A 15,260-nucleotide genomic window follows, 5' to 3' on the forward strand; every position below is an offset into this window, starting at 1 on the left:
TTCAATTCAGCGTGATCGATTCGTCGAGATTGAAGATGGTGTTGCAAACCAATGTCAACGCGGCCAACTGGGCTTTGGGAATCGAATCGTCACAGCAAGACTCGCCGATCGACAACAGTTTTTCGGCTGCGGCCGGATCGGCGGCGAACTCCGCACAATACGTTTCGAAATCCTCGCACAGCAGCGCGACTTCACCTTCACTCGGAAAACGTTTGATCGCAAAGACGAAGGCCCTCGTGATTTGCTCCCGTGGCGTATCGTGCAAAGCGATCGCTTTCGCCGCCAACTGCCGCGCCGCTTCGACAAAGGTCACGTTGTTCATCAACGTCAACGCTTGAAGCGGCGTTGTCGTCTGGTCCGACCTCACGATACAGGTTTCGCGAGCGGCGGCATTGAACGCCATCATCGTTGGCGGTGGCAGGGTCCGTCGCCAATAGGTATAGAGACTTCGCCGATACAGACTCGCACCGTCATCGCGTTTGTATTTTGAATTTGAAATGCTGCTCCAAATCCCGGGCGGCATGTACGGCTTGACCGAAGGACCGCCAAGGATAGGTTCCAGCAATCCGCTCGCTTGCAAGACACTGTCGCGAATCGCAAACGGGGACAATCGTTTCCTTGGACCGCGAGACAAAAAGCGATTTTCGGGGTCGGTTTCAAACGCCGCTGCTGTTGCGATCGACCGTTGGCGATACGTTGCGCTGGTGACAATCAACCGATGCATCGCTTTCATGTCCCAGCCCTGCCGAATGAACTCAGTCGCCAGCCAATCGAGCAGTTCCGGGTGGCTGGGCAAATCGCCTTGGATGCCAAAGTTTTCGCTAGTTTTGACAAGCCCGGTCCCAAAGAAGTGTTGCCAAAAGCGGTTCACGGTCACTCGCGACGTCAGCGGGTGTCGTGCGTCGGTCAGCCAATTCGCGAGTCCCAAGCGGTTCCGAGGCCATGCTTCATCCCAGTTCCCAATGGCCTCTGGAATAGCCGCCGTTTGTTCCTGTGAATGGTCGGGCTGGTCGTATTGGCCGCGACGCAACAGATAGGTTGTGCGTGGCTTGGGCAGTTCGTGCATCACCATGACCGTTTCCGGCGATCCGGCTTGCGGACGCGGCACGTTCCCTTGGACAATCCGAATCTCCATCGGATCGGGAACGACGAATGCCATTTCCTCGTCTGACAATGACGGCCAATTCTGTGGCACCGCGACAAACGGCGGGCTGTTGCCATCGTTGGGCCCCAATCCGGCTTCGTCGATCCCATTGAAGAACGCGAACAGCTTGTAGAACTCTGCCTGGGTGATCGGATCGTACTTGTGATCGTGGCAGCGAGCGCAGTTGATCGTCAGGCCCAGGAACATCGTTCCGGTGGTTTCGACACGGTCGGCAACATATTCGACCAACCATTCCTCCGGGATCGATCCCGCTTCGGAGTTGATGCGATGGTTGCGTTGAAATCCGGTCGCGACTTGCGTCATAAAATTTCGGTCCAGAATCAAGTCGCCGGCCAGTTGCTGCGTCACGAACTGATCAAATGGCAAATTCTGGTTGAGCGAATGGATCACCCAATCACGCCAGACCCACATGTAACGTAGGCGGTCATTCTGGTAGCCGTCGGTGTCGGCGAAGCGTGCGGCTTCCAACCAACCGACGGCCATGTGTTCGCCATAGCGCGGCGATTGCAATAAACGGTCAACGGCGCGTTCATAGGCATCTGGTGATTCGTCCAGAAGAAACCGTTGCAAGTCGTCTTCGCTGGGGGCCAACCCGGTCAAATCGAAACTGAAACGGCGTAGCAATGTTGCTTTGTCCGCTGCAGGCGATGGCTCGAGTTGCTCACGTTCCAAACGATCAAGCACAAATCGATCGATCGGGTTGATCGGCCAATCCGTTCGACTGACATCGGGGACACCGGGTCGCTTTGGAGGGACGAAGGCCCAGTGTCGATCGTCCTCTGGCCAGGGCGCGTCATCACTGGCCCAGTCGGTTAAAATTTGACGGTCGCTTGGACGAAGTGGCCGGTTCGCATTGGGCGGCGGCATCCGCAGTTCTGGATCGTCGCTGGTAAGTCGTGCGAGCAGTTCGCCGGACGAAAGCACGCCGGATGCCATCGCCGCATCCCTTTGATCGAACCGCAGGTCAGCAGCACGTGCGTCAGCGTCAGGCCCATGACAGTGATAACAAGCGTCTGACAGGATCGGACGGACTGTTGTGGCAAAGTCATACGCGAGAATCTGGTGGTTGAAAGCGAAAACGCCGACGGCCAATCCGATCGCAAGGCGGACAAATCTCGGCCACTGGTTCGTTCGAAATCGCATGACTTCGTTTCGGTGGGAAGCGATGATGTGAGGCGGGTCAGGTAACTTTCGCTGTCTCCGATTCTAGTCGATTGTCATGCCACAAGGGTGACATCCGAGTGACGGATTGCTGATCGTTGATATTGCCAAGCTCAGAAAAACAGCCGCAAAGTTGCCGAGGTGCTATTTTCAGCAGGCTTCGAAAGCCACACAATTCGCTTCAATCGAACGTCTTCTTGGTTTAACTTTTTGCCGGTACCTTGTTCCGTGGATAGTGAAGTTAGCTTGTTGGTTGTCACCGCGTTTTCCGTCGGCCTGCTGCATACGTTGATGGGCCCCGATCACTATGTTCCCTTTGTTGCGATGAGCAAAGCGAACGGCTGGTCGCTGCGGAAGACGTTCCTAATCACATCGATTTGCGGGATCGGACACGTTTTGGGATCCGTCGTGATTGGATCGATCGGCTTGGTCTTGGGCACCGCCGTGTTCCATCTGGAATCACTGGAATCGTTTCGCGGCGACGGGGCAGCGTGGCTATTGATTGGGTTCGGACTCGCGTATTTAACTTGGGCAGTTGCGCGGCTCATGCGCGGGATTCCACACACCCACGAACATCATAGCTTTGACCATTCCCATGGCGGGGAAAATGTCGACCAATCAACACGGTCGTCCGTCACCCCATGGGTGTTGTTTCTGATCTTCGTCTTTGGGCCTTGTGAAGTTTTGATCCCGTTGCTGATGTACCCGGCCGCGGAAGCCAACTTCGGTGCGGTGCTGTTGGTCGTTTCCTCATTCACTCTCGCGACGCTCGGCACGATGCTGACTGCGGTGATGGCGTTGACGTATGGACTGCGTCTGGTGAAGTTGCCACACCTGCACAGCTACAGCCATGCGACCGCAGCCATCGCAGTCATCGGCTGCGGAACACTCATGAAGGTCGGACTGTAGCGTCGGCTTGTTAGTCCTGTTGCTAGTCGTGTTGTTAGTCCTGACTGACCGGCTGGTGAAAGTAGTAACATAGCCCGTCGGGAGCGACGACGAAGAAAGCGTGTAGCTTCTTGCCATCACGTTCATCCGTTTTCATCTCGCTGACATTAACGCCGGCGGCTTCCAAGTCGCTGCGTAGTTGCTCGATCTCGCTGACCAGAATCGCTGCGCCGTCTTGCCCCGGATCTTTGCCGGTCATCGCAAAACCGATTTGAACCTGATCACGTTTCATCGTGACCGCAGGCTGCGGTTCGGCCGAACGGGCAATTTCCACCATGCCAAAGTGGTCGGCATACCATGCGGATGCGGCATCAATGTCCGTGACCGGCAAGGTACTAAGACACTCGAGATACGGGAACGCTTCGAGGAAAGTTGGTCGAGTCGACATTTGACACTTGCGCCTTGGTAAAGGATCTGATTTGCTTAACGACCTTGGGCAGTCTGCTTCAATTCGTTTAGGTAAGACTGCGTCGAAAGCGGATCGACACGAATCTTATGGTCACGCAGCGGAGGAAAGACATCACCGCTCGCAGTTTCGATCGACATGTTCTCGGTCGCCCGCTTGGGCATATGACAATCGATACAGTTCGAATCAATCGATTCCCCGATTCGTTCAAACATCCCGCAGTTTGAACGTTCATGACATTCCAAGCAACGCTGCGAAAAGGTGGCCATTTGCCCGCGTTGATTGCGATGGGGATCATGGCAATCAACACATGCCATCGAAGATTGCTTGAAACACTCGCTTTGTGATAGTCGTTCGAGCTGGTTGCTCGTGTGAACCCCGTTAGCACTCGTTTCGTTGCTATCCTGTGCGGCATAGTGATCCTCCAACGTGTCACCAGGCCGGAACTGAAAACCTTTCGGGTCAAGCAGTTCCCTTACCCCGGTGTGACACTGTCCACAGACCTGCATCTGCTGTTGACGGGTCAGCGCCGATGGGACCGTGATGTCATGCGGCTGTGACGAATCCGAATTGGCATGGTGGAAATCGACATGACTTTTTCCGGGGCCATGACACCGTTCGCACGAAACGCCCAAGATCAAGGAACTCGGCGTAAAGTGGGCGTCGTCTTGTCTCGCATCGGCGTACGTCGCATGACACTCTAAACACGCGGTATGAATCTCGCGGGCGAAGATGGCATCCCCATCGACGAAACCTGGGCTGTTGGCCCATTCATCCGGCTCCGTCAAAAACGACGCGTGTAGTTGGTAAAGCTTGTCGCCATGCCAGTAAAGATAGGACTCGCCGAGTAGGTTTGATCCGACGGTGATGTCAAACGGGACTTCGAACATCCAGTCAAAGAACTTCGCGCGTTGAAACGCTTTGCCATCGCGTTGAATCATCTCGAACGATACATCTTCGCTGTGCGTGAGCAGCGTATTATCCGGCGGCGTAAGAGCCCCCGCGATATTGTCCAGCGTCGCCGGCCGAGAGGTTCGATGGTGTGCCGTTTCGATGAACGACTGATAGATCGACTCGTGACACTCGCGGCAGGATTCGGCCCCCAGGAAGCCTGGATTTTGATGGACGGCCTCGACATCAGGTGCCGGATTTGGCAGATGCCCAGGCTGGAACGGAACCTCGACACCGACCTTGAACTTCTCGCGACCGACAAACCACGAATTCGTATCTGGCATCGGACGGGCAACCAAGTTTGCTGGGACCGGCTGACCACGCCCTTCTTCGGCAAGTTGCTCGATCTCCGTCGAGCTCAATCGTTTGTCAATTCGATCGAGTTCTTGTTGACTTTCACGCAACGTTTCTCGGCGCACCAAACGATCTAAGTCAGCCGGATCGGTTCCCCCGTTATTCGCTGTCAACCAATAACCGGCAACCAACAGAACGACGGCCAAACCGACAAATGCGAGAGCAGATTTCGACATGCAGCAGATGACACGTCAGAGGCAAAAAAGGGTGAACCAACAACGCACCATTGTACACGACAAGCTTCTTGTGCTTTCCTGCTCAAGTAGCGGTTCTTGTCAAAGATCCGACCCGTTCGATCCCAAGATCAATCAGCTACGCCGCACGACGTTGAAACAATACTTGTGTCTGGGGCGCGCTCGCGTGCCTTGCGTGCAGGTGTGACTTGATCGCTGACGCGTCTTTTCCACTGGCAAGCGCCAATGGGTTTTCTTGTGCGATGAGGTTCAGGAACCACGACGGCATTGGGAAGCCACGCTTGCGAGCGAGGTCGGCATAGAAAAAACGTTCGTTCGGTTCCAGTTGCCTGAGTTCGGCTTCGCTGAGCGGCTGATTCCCCGACAAGGCTTTGCGATAAAGTTGGAAATGAAACATCGTAAAGCTCGTAAATCCATCGTCAGGGACAAGGCTTGACCACATCTTACCTGTGGCCGCCAGCGTCGTGCCGGCGAAGGTTTCATCGGACCAGCCCCCCGGCGGATCAAGTGATTCCGTGACATTCACCGTGAAACAAGAGCGACCGGTACCACTCGTGCGGGCTGGCATGCCTGTGTTTCACGCCAGCGTTTCGTAGCCTTGTTGCTAGACTGTTCGCGTCTGCTTCCCTTGCCGAGAGAGTTTATTGGAAATCGCCACGTACGCACTATTGGCCACTGCCGGTTTTATCGCCGGAATCATCAACACAATTGCCGGGGGCGGTTCGTTCTTGACGTTGCCAGCGTTAATCTTTTTCGGCCTGGATCCCAAGATTGCGAACGGGACCAATCGCATTGCGGTGCTGTTTTCGAGCGGTTCCGCCGTCGCGACGTTTTACAAACACGGACACCTCGATCGCACCATGGCGTGGCGTCTGACTTGGCCGACGATGTTGGGCGTACCGGTTGGATCATTGGCAGCGGTGTACCTGCCGCCGAATGCGTTCGAGCCGGTCTTCGGTTTGATCTTCCTTGCGATGGCAGTGGTATTGGCGAAGAACCCGAAACGGATCGCAAAATCAATGACACCGGATCCGTCGTCCCATCGTTTCATCACGCCGGTGTTTTTTGCGATTGGGATCTATGTCGGATTCATCCAAGCCGGCATGGGAATTCTGGTCCTCTTGGCGATGAGTTGGACAACGGGTGGTGACCTGCTATCGGGCAACGCGATCAAGAATTGGGTCGCATTCCTAGTTACCCTGACCGCAACGGTCATGTTCGCAATTTACGGCATGATCGATTGGGTTCCCGGACTAGTCATGGCAGCCGGAAATTTGCTGGGCGGCTTCGCAGGTGCAAAGTTGGCGATCAAGAAAGGCAACCAGTTGATCTTTAAATTCCTGATCGTGGTGATGATCGCGACGGGAACCAAGTTGATCGTTTCGGCATTTTGGTAAAGGCAATGTTCAACGATCTGATTGGTGACTATTGCCGCTGACGAAAACCGGTCGAGTCGCGCAAGTGGTCACGCAATCGGTTGCGACAGTCCGTTGCGAATGCGGCGACATCGTCGGTTCGGTAATCCGGATACGTCCAGCGATGGTGTACCCAACGCTTGGCGGTATAGGTCAACGTGATCTCGCCAAAGATCCCATCACGAAGATAGACACGATGGTCGCGGTCTTTTGTAGTGGCGAGCACCAACTTTGCTTGCGTGATGTATCCCGGGTCAAGGTTTAGCGGACGCTCTTCGAACGTGAAGCGTTTCGCGAACTCGATTTCCAAGTCATTCGTCCACCGTTTCCAGTCCGCCATCGTGTCGGCGTCGATCGGGTCGCCATACGCGACAAGCACTTTTTTCAAGTCACCGCCCATCGCTTGGGTGTAGTAGCCACCGGCAATGAAGGGCAGCGGTTCACTTTGCAGTGAGATCGGCCCCCAACGATTGGCAATGCGTTCGATCGCTTCGTTGCGGACCTGTTCGTTGTGTGAAATCACTGCGCAAAAGCGAATCACCGGTTCGACGTAAAGCACCTCTGCCACAACGCTACTCTTGTGTAGAATTCCCAAACACTGAATCGACTATTCCTTTCACCGGCCAGCATAGCAAACCCATGCATCCTTGGATCGCCCAACGCACCACCACATTTGATGCCAGCGGAATTCGCAAAGTCTTTGACTTGGCGGCGAAGTTAAAGGATCCGATCAACCTGTCGATCGGACAACCGGATTTTGATGTCCCGGAATCGATCCAGGAAGCCGCCATCGAAGCGATCCGCAGCGGCAAGAACGCTTACTCGCCGACCCAAGGAATCGCACCCCTTCGTGAAGCGATCGCGAGTGAAGTGCAAGCGAAATACCCGAATCCCGATCGCGACGTGTTTGTTTCGAGCGGCACCAGCGGCGGGTTGATGTTGACGATGATGTCGATGATCGATCCCGGTGACGAAGTGATTTACCTGGATCCGTACTTCGTCATGTACCCGGCACTGCTGAAGATGTGTGGCGGCGTTCCGGTCCCCGTCGATTCGTATCCGACGTTTGAACTGGATCCCGACAAAATTGCAGCAGCTGTCACCGACAAGACCAAGATGATTTTGCTGAATAGTCCCGCCAACCCAACCGGCGTGACCGCAACCGCAGAGCAGCTCGAAGCGGTTGCCAAGTTGGCCGCCGACAAAGGCATCGCGCTTTTGAGCGACGAAATCTATTCACGGTTCCACTATGACGGCGAGTTCGTGTCGCCCGCACAGTTCAATCCGGACACGATCGTGATCGACGGGTTCAGCAAAAGCCACGCGATGACGGGCTGGCGTGTGGGGTACGTTCACGGCCCTCGCGAAATCATGGCCACGATGCTGAAGGTCCAGCAGTACTCGTTCGTCTGCTCGCCACAACCGGCACAGTGGGGTGCCCTTCGCGCGATGGAGGTTTCACTGGACGGTCACATCAATGACTACCGCCACAAACGCGACCTGATCTGCGATCTCCTGCAGGACGATTTTGAATTCACGCGGCCGGGCGGGGCGTTTTATCTATTCGCAAAAGCCCCCGGAAACGAAGGCGGCGAGGCATTCGTGCATCGAGCGATCGAACGTGGGCTGCTGATCATCCCCGGCAAGATTTTTAGCGACAAAGACACGCACTTCCGCATCAGCTTCGCCGCGACTGACGAAACGCTTCGCAAAGGTGCCGCAGTCTTGACAGAGTTGGCAAAGGGTTAGTCCCGATCCGCCACAAGCGGGACGCATCGACGGAACATCGTGTGACTGGAAACTGCGGAATCAAGGCCGTTTAACGCCCCTTCCGCATTTTCGGTCCGCGCGGGACACTAAGGGGCGATTCCTCTTTCGTCGAACTGGCTTGCGAGCCACCAACCCTGCAAATAGGCCCATGAAGTACGTCATCGTGATCCCGGATGGATGTGCGGACGAACCGATCGAAGCACTCGGTGGCAAAACGCCATTGCAAGCGGCAACGCTTCCCAACATGGACGCGATCGCGAAACGCGGCAGCCTTGCCCTCTCGAACAACACACCACCGCAGTATCCGGCCGGCAGCGAAGTCGCCAACCTGTGTTTGTTCGGCTACGACCCGGACCAATACTTCACCGGACGTGCTCCCCTGGAGGCCGCAGCGGGCGGAATCACGCTCGGCCCCCACGACTTTGCCGTCCGATGCAACTTGGTCACGATCGAAGACCAAGTGATGATCGACTTTACCGCCGATCACATCAGCACCGAAGAAGCGACGGAACTGTTGAACGCGGCCGGCGAAGCGTTGCTGGGCGACTATGGCGGACGTTTCGAATTCGTCCCCGGCGTCAGCTACCGCAACCTGCTGATTTATCGCGGCGACGCCAACACACCGGCACCATTTTCGGGCGAAACTCGCTCGCGGGCCCCGCACGACATCACCGATTTACCGATCACCGATGATTTCCCACGCGGCCCGGGAAGCGATCTGCTGGTCAAGCTGATGAACGGTTCGGCAGAGGTTTTCGCCGACCACCCGGTCAATCAAAAACGCGTTGCCGCCGGAAAACGTCCGGCGACCAACGTTTGGCTGTGGGGCCTTGGCGGCGCGCCGTCGATGCCGTCCTTCGAAGACCGCTTTGGTGTGAAAGGAGTCATGATCACGGCCGTCGATTTGCTACGTGGAATCGCCGCCCTAGCAGGGTGGCCGCGGATCGAAGTCGAAGGGGCTACCGGTTACCTGGACACCGACTATGCTGCGAAGGGTCAAGCGGCCTGCAAAGCACTCGACGAGTACGACTTGGTCTGCGTGCATATCGAAGCCCCCGATGAAGCCTCGCACGAGGGTCGTCACGACGCCAAGATCGAAGCCTTGCAACAGATCGACACGCATATTGTCGGCCCTCTTGTCGAAGCGTTGAATCGACACGGCGAACATCGCATCCTGGTCATGCCCGACCACCCAACGTATTGCAGCACCAAAAAACACACGCACGGGATGGTGCCGCTGGTCATGGCAGGTGACGGAATCGAACCGGACACCCAAACGACCTACGACGAAGTTGCCGCCGAAGCCGCGGGTACAAGATTCGAGAAGGGCTGGGACTTGATGGGCGAGTTCATCGCACCTGCCAAAGTCACTTCCTGATCGCTCGCGAAACAGCGACTCTGTTGGACGCTCCCCTCCCTCCACCAACCTCCCGTCTTTTTCAGTTATTTCGATGTCATTGATCGTTCAAAAATTCGGCGGCACCAGCGTTGCCGATGTCGAAAAAATCCGTGCCGCGGCTCGTAAAGCGATTCGAGCCCAACACCAAGGCCACCGGGTCGTGATGGTGGTCAGCGCGATGGGCAAGAACACCGATCGCTTGTTGGAATTGGCCGGCGAATTCGGCCCCAATCCGCCCGCGCGTGAAATGGACATGCTGTTGAGCACTGGGGAACAGGTCAGCGTTTCGTTGGTCGCAATGGCGATCGCTTCGCTGGGCAGCCGAGCGGTCAGCCTGACAGGTGGCCAAATCGGGCTGCACACCGACAGCAGCTTTAGCAAAGCCCGCATCCGGTCGATCTCCACCGAACGCATCGAAAAACTGCTCGACGACGGCAACATCGTCGTGGCAGCCGGTTTCCAAGGCATCGACGATGACTTGAACATCACCACGCTGGGCCGCGGCGGCAGTGACACCACTGCGGTTGCCCTCGCGGCTGTCTTGGGCGCCGACGCGTGCGAGATCTACACCGATGTCGATGGCGTCTACACCACCGACCCCCGCTTGCTTCCCGAAGCACGTCGTGTGGACGTGATCAGCTACGACGAAATGCTGGAACTGGCTAGCCTTGGGGCCAGCGTGATGCACAACCGCAGCATCGAGTTCGCCAAGAAATTCGGCGTCCCGATTCACGTCCGCAGCAGCTTCTCGGACTCGCAAGGAACGATGATCGTCGCCGAGCAAGAATCCGAATCGGCTCCTGTCAGCGGTGCCGCAATGACGCCCAACGAAGCTCGCGTGACGGTGCTCGGCGTTCCTGACGTTCCCGGCAAAAGCCTGCAAATATTCTCGGCAATTGCCGATCAGAAGATCGCCGTCGATATGGTCGTCCAGAACATTGGCGACGGGGGCAAAGCCGATGTTTCCTTCACCGTCCAACGCGGTGAACTCGCGGCAACACTGGCGGCGTTGCAACCGATCTTGCCAGCCATCGGCGCCGACGGAATCACCCACGACGACAGCCTGAGCAAGATCTCGGTCGTCGGCGCGAACATGGTCGACCAGGCAGGCGTTGCCAGCCAAATGTTCCGCGCACTTGCTGATGCCGGTGTGAACATCCACATGATCACCACCAGCGAGATCAAGATCAGCGCCCTGGTCAGCCGCGACCAAGCCTCCGAAGCACTCCGTGCGGTCCACCAATCGTTCGAACTGCACGTCTCGCCAAGCGATGCCAAATCTTGGACACAGATCAAGGCCGACCGCGAAGCCAAGGGCGTCGAAGTCGAAACGTTGGTCAGCCGACTTCGTGATGACGCCTTGGAAGCGCTGACGTTGACCGGGATTTCGTTGCTCGACGGTCAAGCACGCGTGACACTGTCCGGCGTCCCTGATCAGCCAGGCATTGCCGCTGACATGTTCGAGCGAATCGGTGCCGCTGGGATCTCCGTGGACATGATCGTCCAAGGCTACGATGGTGATGACGGATCAACGAGCGTCAGCTTTACCGTTGAAGAATCGGCTCTCGAATCCAGCCTGAAAGTCGCCAACGAAATCGCACAATCGCACGGCATGCGTGGCGTCCAAGGCGAATCGGGAATCGCGAAAGTGACCGTCAGCGGGATCGGCTTGCGAAGCCACACACACGTCGCGACGCTGTTGTTCCGCACGCTAAGCGACGCGAACATCAATGTCGAAATGATCGGCACCAGCGAACTTCAAGTGAACGCCGTGATCGACAGCAAGTCCGCCGAAACCGCAAAGTCCGGCTTGGAAAAAGTCTTCGCCGGTTCGCTGTCCTAGTCGACCGATGTTTCACCGCCCAAGCCAAAGTGGGGATCCACTTTGCTGAGCGTGATCGCTCCGGAAAAGCAATGATCAACGTCGCGCCCGTTCTCTCGAGGGCGGGCGTGAAAGTCCAGCTCAAAGTGAACGGTGCCGTCTTCGCCGACGACACCGGCACGGTCCAATGGTTTGCGGTCGACCGCACACTCAACACGAGGTGGGACCCAACCGGACTGGGGCTCGATCGCAGGAAGATTCACATTCCAAAGGGGCGCCGAAAGGCTCGGCACACGTTGATCGTATCCCTGTGCGACGTCTAGAAATTCGCCGATCGTTTGCTCCAACCACAACGGAGTGTGGTCCCAAAGCTTGGCAACGTCCGGGCGACGGTAATGCGAAATCGCCATCGCGGGAACCCCTTGCAAAGCGGCCTCACGCGCGGCGGCGAACGTGCCACTGACCAGCAGGTTGATCCCTAAATTTGCCCCCGCATTGACGCCGGAGAACACCACATCGGGTGCAAAGCTCATCGCTTGCAGCGCGACGCGAACACAGTCGACCGGGGTTCCGGCAACCGCATGCCAGCGAGGCGAAACTTCAGTCACCTGCAGGGGCCGTATCGATTCCAGGCTGTGACCACATTCGCTGCGGCAACGGTTTGGCGCGACCACCAGCACGTCGCATTGTTCTAGCGAACCTCGCGAGCGAAGCGTGTGTTGCAGACATTCCGAAAGCGCCTTCAGCCCCGGTGCGTCGACACCGTCATCGTTGGTCAGCAGAATCTTCACTACGCCAATCCTTTACTCGGTTTCCGTCAAAATCGACTGCTTGATGCTCAGGGCCATCAGGGCAAGGCAGACCATTACGCCTTGGCAGATTTGCTGGCGATCAGGGTGTCGAGTTCTTCTTGCAAACGCGGCAAGATTTCGTCGTAACCGAAGGCGCCCAGAGGTTCAGGGCCACGTTTCAAGTTGACTTTGGCCGGACCACACCACAACCCCAGATCCGCGTCATCGGTTTCGCCAGGGCCGTTGACTCGGCATCCCATCACGGCGATCGTGATGTCGTAATCCTTGGCGTACTCGGTCATCACTTTGACTTGTTGGGCCAAGTCGATGAAGGCTTCGTTTTCGACGCGCGAGCAGCTCGGGCAACTGATAATGTTGAGCGACTTTTCGTTTAGCTTCACGACCGAACGAACGCGTCCGGCATAGATGTCCTCGACGATTTGCCGTCCGGCATCGATTTCTTCCGGCTTGCGATCGTTTGGCAACGTCAGCGAAACTCGCACGGTGTCGCCGATCCCTTTGCCGATCAATTGCTCAAACGCGATCCGTGTTTTGATGATGCCTTCGGGTGGCATTCCGGCTTCGGTGACGCCGAGGTGTAGTGGCACGTCGGGTCGTGCGGCGGCAAAGCGTTTGTTGACCTCGATGACCTTTTGCGGGTCGCTGTCTTTTAGTGAAACGACGTAACGTGTGAAGCCGAGCGAATCGACGAAGTCACAGTGCTCGAGTGCACTTTCCAGCATCGGTGTGATCGAATCGCTGGGGTCGTATTGCTCTTTCTTTGCCGGATCAACGCTGCCGCAATTCACTCCAATCCGGATGGCGCAGTCATGCTCCATGGCTTGGTTGATGATAAAGCGAACCTTGTCCTGCCACGGTTTATCACGCTGGTGGTGATAGAGGTGACCGGGGTTGTAGCGAATCTTGTCGACGAAGGGCGCGACGTCTTCTGCCAAGCGGAAATTTTCTTGCAAGTCGACGGCCAAGTTCGCTTTCGTTTGGCGACGGATTTCGCCAAGCGCTTCGGCGTCCTTGGTGCTGTCAACGGCAACCCGGACAACGCCTGCACCGGCTGCACGATAGGCTTCGGCCTGCGCGACGGTTGCGTCGATGTCCTGCGTCTTGGTCGCCGTCATACTTTGGACGGCGATCGGATGAAAATCACCAACTGTGATGTCACCGATTTGAACAGGGCGGGTCGCGTTTCGTTTTATTTCCATGGTCGATTCAATCAGAGTTCTGACAGTTTTCAATTTCATCTGTCGTCTAGCACCCCGGCGGGGTAGCGGCGTGATGCCTTGCCGCTCAATGCCGAGCCGACATTGTAGGTCGTCAGGGCAGGATCGTCACCGCGTCGAAAGCCGTTCGTCGCAAAGTCTTCACGGGTCCTTGTCTTAAATGGATCCTCGGTCCTGCCGTCTCAAACGCGCTGGCGGAGCAGGGTACGGTAGAGCGCTTCATAGCGATCAACCATCCGATCAACCGTTAATTGCTGGCGAACAAAACTGCGGTTCGCTTCGCCCAAACGATTCCTCCGGTCAGCGTCGTCCAGCAATTCGCAAATACGCGTCGTCATCGCGTTACCATCTGCACGCGAAAAGGTCTGCATGAGGCTGCGTTCGGGCGGATGGTCGCCCGCCTGGCCAATCGCCGGAAAAAGCTCCGCAGTACCTTCGATGCGACTGCAAACGACGGCCTTGCCGACAGCCATCGCCTCCAAAACAACGTTGGCCATCCCTTCGTAGTGACTGGGCAGGACCAACAGCTCACTCGCCAACAGATACGGCACGATGTCAGACTGAAACGGCAATCGTCGCACACGACCGCGTCCTTCATGGGAAATCCAATCATCGATTTCGCTTTGCAGCGGTCCCTGGCCGATCAAAACGAGCCGAAGATCAGGATCGTGCGATGCCAACCGCTGCCATTGCTGCTGCAGTAACTCGATTCCTTTTTGGGGATGCATTCGCCCCACAAACAGCAGCACTCGACTGCTGGGCGGAAATCCAAGATCGCCCCAATCGAATGGGGTACATGTCTCGGGGTCGACTAACTCAGTGCCGTTTGGGATGACCGTCAAGCGACTGGGGGCGATCGAAAGCGTTTTGTTTGCAAAGTCTCGAACCGCATCGCTAACGCAGACCACATGGTCGATTCGGCGCAGAGCCTGTGATTCGATAAACGAACGCATCACGCGTTCTTCGGCGACCCGGATTCCGCCAACCACGCAAGGAATGCGGGCAATCCGGCCAGCGTAGGCTCCCAAGCAATTCGCATGAAACAAAAACGTCTGGCAAACATCCGCTTGGCGACTTCGGAGTTGTGCCGCTAGCCAACGTCCGGCGGCAAAGAATCGTCGGGCTGAATCACAGTTTCCAAACAGCACCGGGATCGATTGAGCCTCCAGTCGACTCTTCAAGGCCGCTTGCTGATCTACCGGAGCGGAGCCGATCGACAAGACGCGAGCGTCGTGGCCGCGTTGCTGCAATCCCAGCGCTAATCGAGTGATCGCCTTTTCGGCGCCACCAACGTTCAGCTCTGTGATGACCAAGTCGACTTTCATGCTCCCCCACTACGTATTGAGGCCCAAACAGGTTTTCCCTCAAGCCACACGCGTCCTCCCTGCAACCGCTCTAACCGCGCTCGTCCACGATTGCGTCGGAGTGAATCACGCCCAATGTTTCCTGAGTGAAGGACGCGGATAACCGAAAGTGAATTGCACGTTCTTGCGATCGCAACGAACGCCGCGTTTGCTTTTCCCGTGTCGAAGCTATCTGCGAAACCAATAGAAATTCAATGATCACCCCTCCTTGCCCTACGTCACAACCTGTGATGACAATCGAATCGGTTCACGGTTTGAAGGAAACCGTGTGGGTTGGCCCAA

The 15,260-nt window shown here is 56.7% G+C and carries 13 protein-coding genes; 5 read left to right on the plus strand and 8 right to left on the minus strand.

The window, feature by feature from the left end; translation table 11 throughout:
- Position 1: 1 nt before the first annotated feature.
- Positions 2–2,308 (minus strand): PSD1 and planctomycete cytochrome C domain-containing protein, encoded by a 2,307-nt coding sequence (locus CGZ80_RS13995; protein ID WP_094415414.1) that lies wholly within the window; start codon positions 2,306–2,308, stop codon positions 2–4.
- 246 nt (positions 2,309–2,554) lie between these two features.
- On the opposite strand from CGZ80_RS13995, the gene CGZ80_RS14000 reads away from it, so the two are divergent.
- On the plus strand, positions 2,555–3,235 hold the full coding sequence (locus CGZ80_RS14000) for a sulfite exporter TauE/SafE family protein (RefSeq protein ID WP_094415416.1): 681 nt from the start codon (positions 2,555–2,557) through the stop codon (positions 3,233–3,235).
- Between the two features lie 34 nt (positions 3,236–3,269).
- On the opposite strand, the gene CGZ80_RS14005 is transcribed toward CGZ80_RS14000, so the two are convergent.
- The 3 genes from CGZ80_RS14005 to CGZ80_RS14015 form a co-directional block, all read right to left on the minus strand.
- The gene (locus CGZ80_RS14005; RefSeq protein WP_094415418.1) at positions 3,270–3,662 is read right to left on the minus strand and encodes a VOC family protein; all 393 of its coding nucleotides are present in this window, start codon (positions 3,660–3,662) and stop codon (positions 3,270–3,272) included.
- Between the two features lie 35 nt (positions 3,663–3,697).
- Positions 3,698–5,161, minus strand: a complete 1,464-nt coding sequence (locus CGZ80_RS14010; protein ID WP_094415420.1) for a multiheme c-type cytochrome — start codon at positions 5,159–5,161, stop codon at positions 3,698–3,700.
- A gap of 136 nt (positions 5,162–5,297) precedes the next feature.
- Complete coding sequence (locus CGZ80_RS14015) at positions 5,298–5,747, minus strand: hypothetical protein (RefSeq protein ID WP_143543921.1); 450 nt, start codon at positions 5,745–5,747, stop codon at positions 5,298–5,300.
- A 76-nt stretch (positions 5,748–5,823) separates the two neighbouring features.
- Here CGZ80_RS14015 and CGZ80_RS14020 point away from each other — a divergent pair, with 76 nt between their 5' ends.
- Positions 5,824–6,576: a sulfite exporter TauE/SafE family protein gene (locus CGZ80_RS14020; RefSeq protein ID WP_094415426.1), complete on the plus strand. Its 753-nt coding sequence runs from the start codon at positions 5,824–5,826 to the stop codon at positions 6,574–6,576.
- Between the two features lie 28 nt (positions 6,577–6,604).
- Here CGZ80_RS14020 and CGZ80_RS14025 read toward each other — a convergent pair whose 3' ends face one another.
- On the minus strand, positions 6,605–7,162 hold the full coding sequence (locus CGZ80_RS14025) for a DUF4416 family protein (protein WP_094415427.1): 558 nt from the start codon (positions 7,160–7,162) through the stop codon (positions 6,605–6,607).
- 71 nt (positions 7,163–7,233) lie between these two features.
- On the opposite strand from CGZ80_RS14025, the gene CGZ80_RS14030 reads away from it, so the two are divergent.
- The 3 genes from CGZ80_RS14030 to CGZ80_RS14040 all read left to right on the plus strand — a co-directional run bounded on the left by CGZ80_RS14030 (position 7,234) and on the right by CGZ80_RS14040 (position 11,606).
- A complete protein-coding gene (locus tag CGZ80_RS14030) occupies positions 7,234–8,343 on the plus strand; it encodes a pyridoxal phosphate-dependent aminotransferase (RefSeq protein ID WP_094415429.1) in 1,110 nt (369 codons plus the stop codon).
- A 169-nt stretch (positions 8,344–8,512) separates the two neighbouring features.
- On the plus strand, positions 8,513–9,742 hold the full coding sequence (locus tag CGZ80_RS14035; protein WP_094415431.1) for a cofactor-independent phosphoglycerate mutase: 1,230 nt from the start codon (positions 8,513–8,515) through the stop codon (positions 9,740–9,742).
- 73 nt (positions 9,743–9,815) lie between these two features.
- Entirely contained in the window at positions 9,816–11,606 is a 1,791-nt protein-coding gene (locus tag CGZ80_RS14040; protein WP_094415433.1) for an aspartate kinase, read from the plus strand.
- Here CGZ80_RS14040 and surE read toward each other — a convergent pair.
- From surE to CGZ80_RS14055, 3 genes are all read right to left on the minus strand, one after another.
- Complete coding sequence (gene surE / locus CGZ80_RS14045) at positions 11,603–12,376, minus strand: 5'/3'-nucleotidase SurE (protein ID WP_094415435.1); 774 nt, start codon at positions 12,374–12,376, stop codon at positions 11,603–11,605. The genes CGZ80_RS14040 and surE overlap by 4 nt on opposite strands.
- A gap of 74 nt (positions 12,377–12,450) precedes the next feature.
- On the minus strand, positions 12,451–13,608 hold the full coding sequence (ispG, locus tag CGZ80_RS14050) for a (E)-4-hydroxy-3-methylbut-2-enyl-diphosphate synthase (RefSeq protein ID WP_198953693.1): 1,158 nt from the start codon (positions 13,606–13,608) through the stop codon (positions 12,451–12,453).
- Positions 13,609–13,796: 188 nt separating this feature from the next.
- Positions 13,797–14,939: a glycosyltransferase family 4 protein gene (locus tag CGZ80_RS14055; protein WP_094415439.1), complete on the minus strand. Its 1,143-nt coding sequence runs from the start codon at positions 14,937–14,939 to the stop codon at positions 13,797–13,799.
- Positions 14,940–15,260: the final 321 nt, after the last annotated feature.

Source organism: Rhodopirellula sp. MGV, from assembly GCF_002251265.1.
Lineage (GTDB): Bacteria > Planctomycetota > Planctomycetia > Pirellulales > Pirellulaceae > Stieleria > Stieleria baltica_A.

Bases quoted from the DNA above. Each gene is read 5' to 3' on its own strand.
- CGZ80_RS14015 (WP_143543921.1), bottom strand. From the start codon at position 5,747: ATGCCAGCCCGCACGAGTGGTACCGGTCGCTCTTGTTTCACGGTGAAT.
- CGZ80_RS14030 (WP_094415429.1), top strand. From the start codon at position 7,234: ATGCATCCTTGGATCGCCCAACGCACCACCACATTTGATGCCAGCGGA.
- CGZ80_RS13995 (WP_094415414.1), bottom strand. From the start codon at position 2,308: ATGCGATTTCGAACGAACCAGTGGCCGAGATTTGTCCGCCTTGCGATC.
- CGZ80_RS14040 (WP_094415433.1), top strand. From the start codon at position 9,816: ATGTCATTGATCGTTCAAAAATTCGGCGGCACCAGCGTTGCCGATGTC.
- CGZ80_RS14055 (WP_094415439.1), bottom strand. From the start codon at position 14,939: ATGAAAGTCGACTTGGTCATCACAGAGCTGAACGTTGGTGGCGCCGAA.
- CGZ80_RS14035 (WP_094415431.1), top strand. From the start codon at position 8,513: ATGAAGTACGTCATCGTGATCCCGGATGGATGTGCGGACGAACCGATC.
- CGZ80_RS14010 (WP_094415420.1), bottom strand. From the start codon at position 5,161: ATGTCGAAATCTGCTCTCGCATTTGTCGGTTTGGCCGTCGTTCTGTTG.
- CGZ80_RS14005 (WP_094415418.1), bottom strand. From the start codon at position 3,662: ATGTCGACTCGACCAACTTTCCTCGAAGCGTTCCCGTATCTCGAGTGT.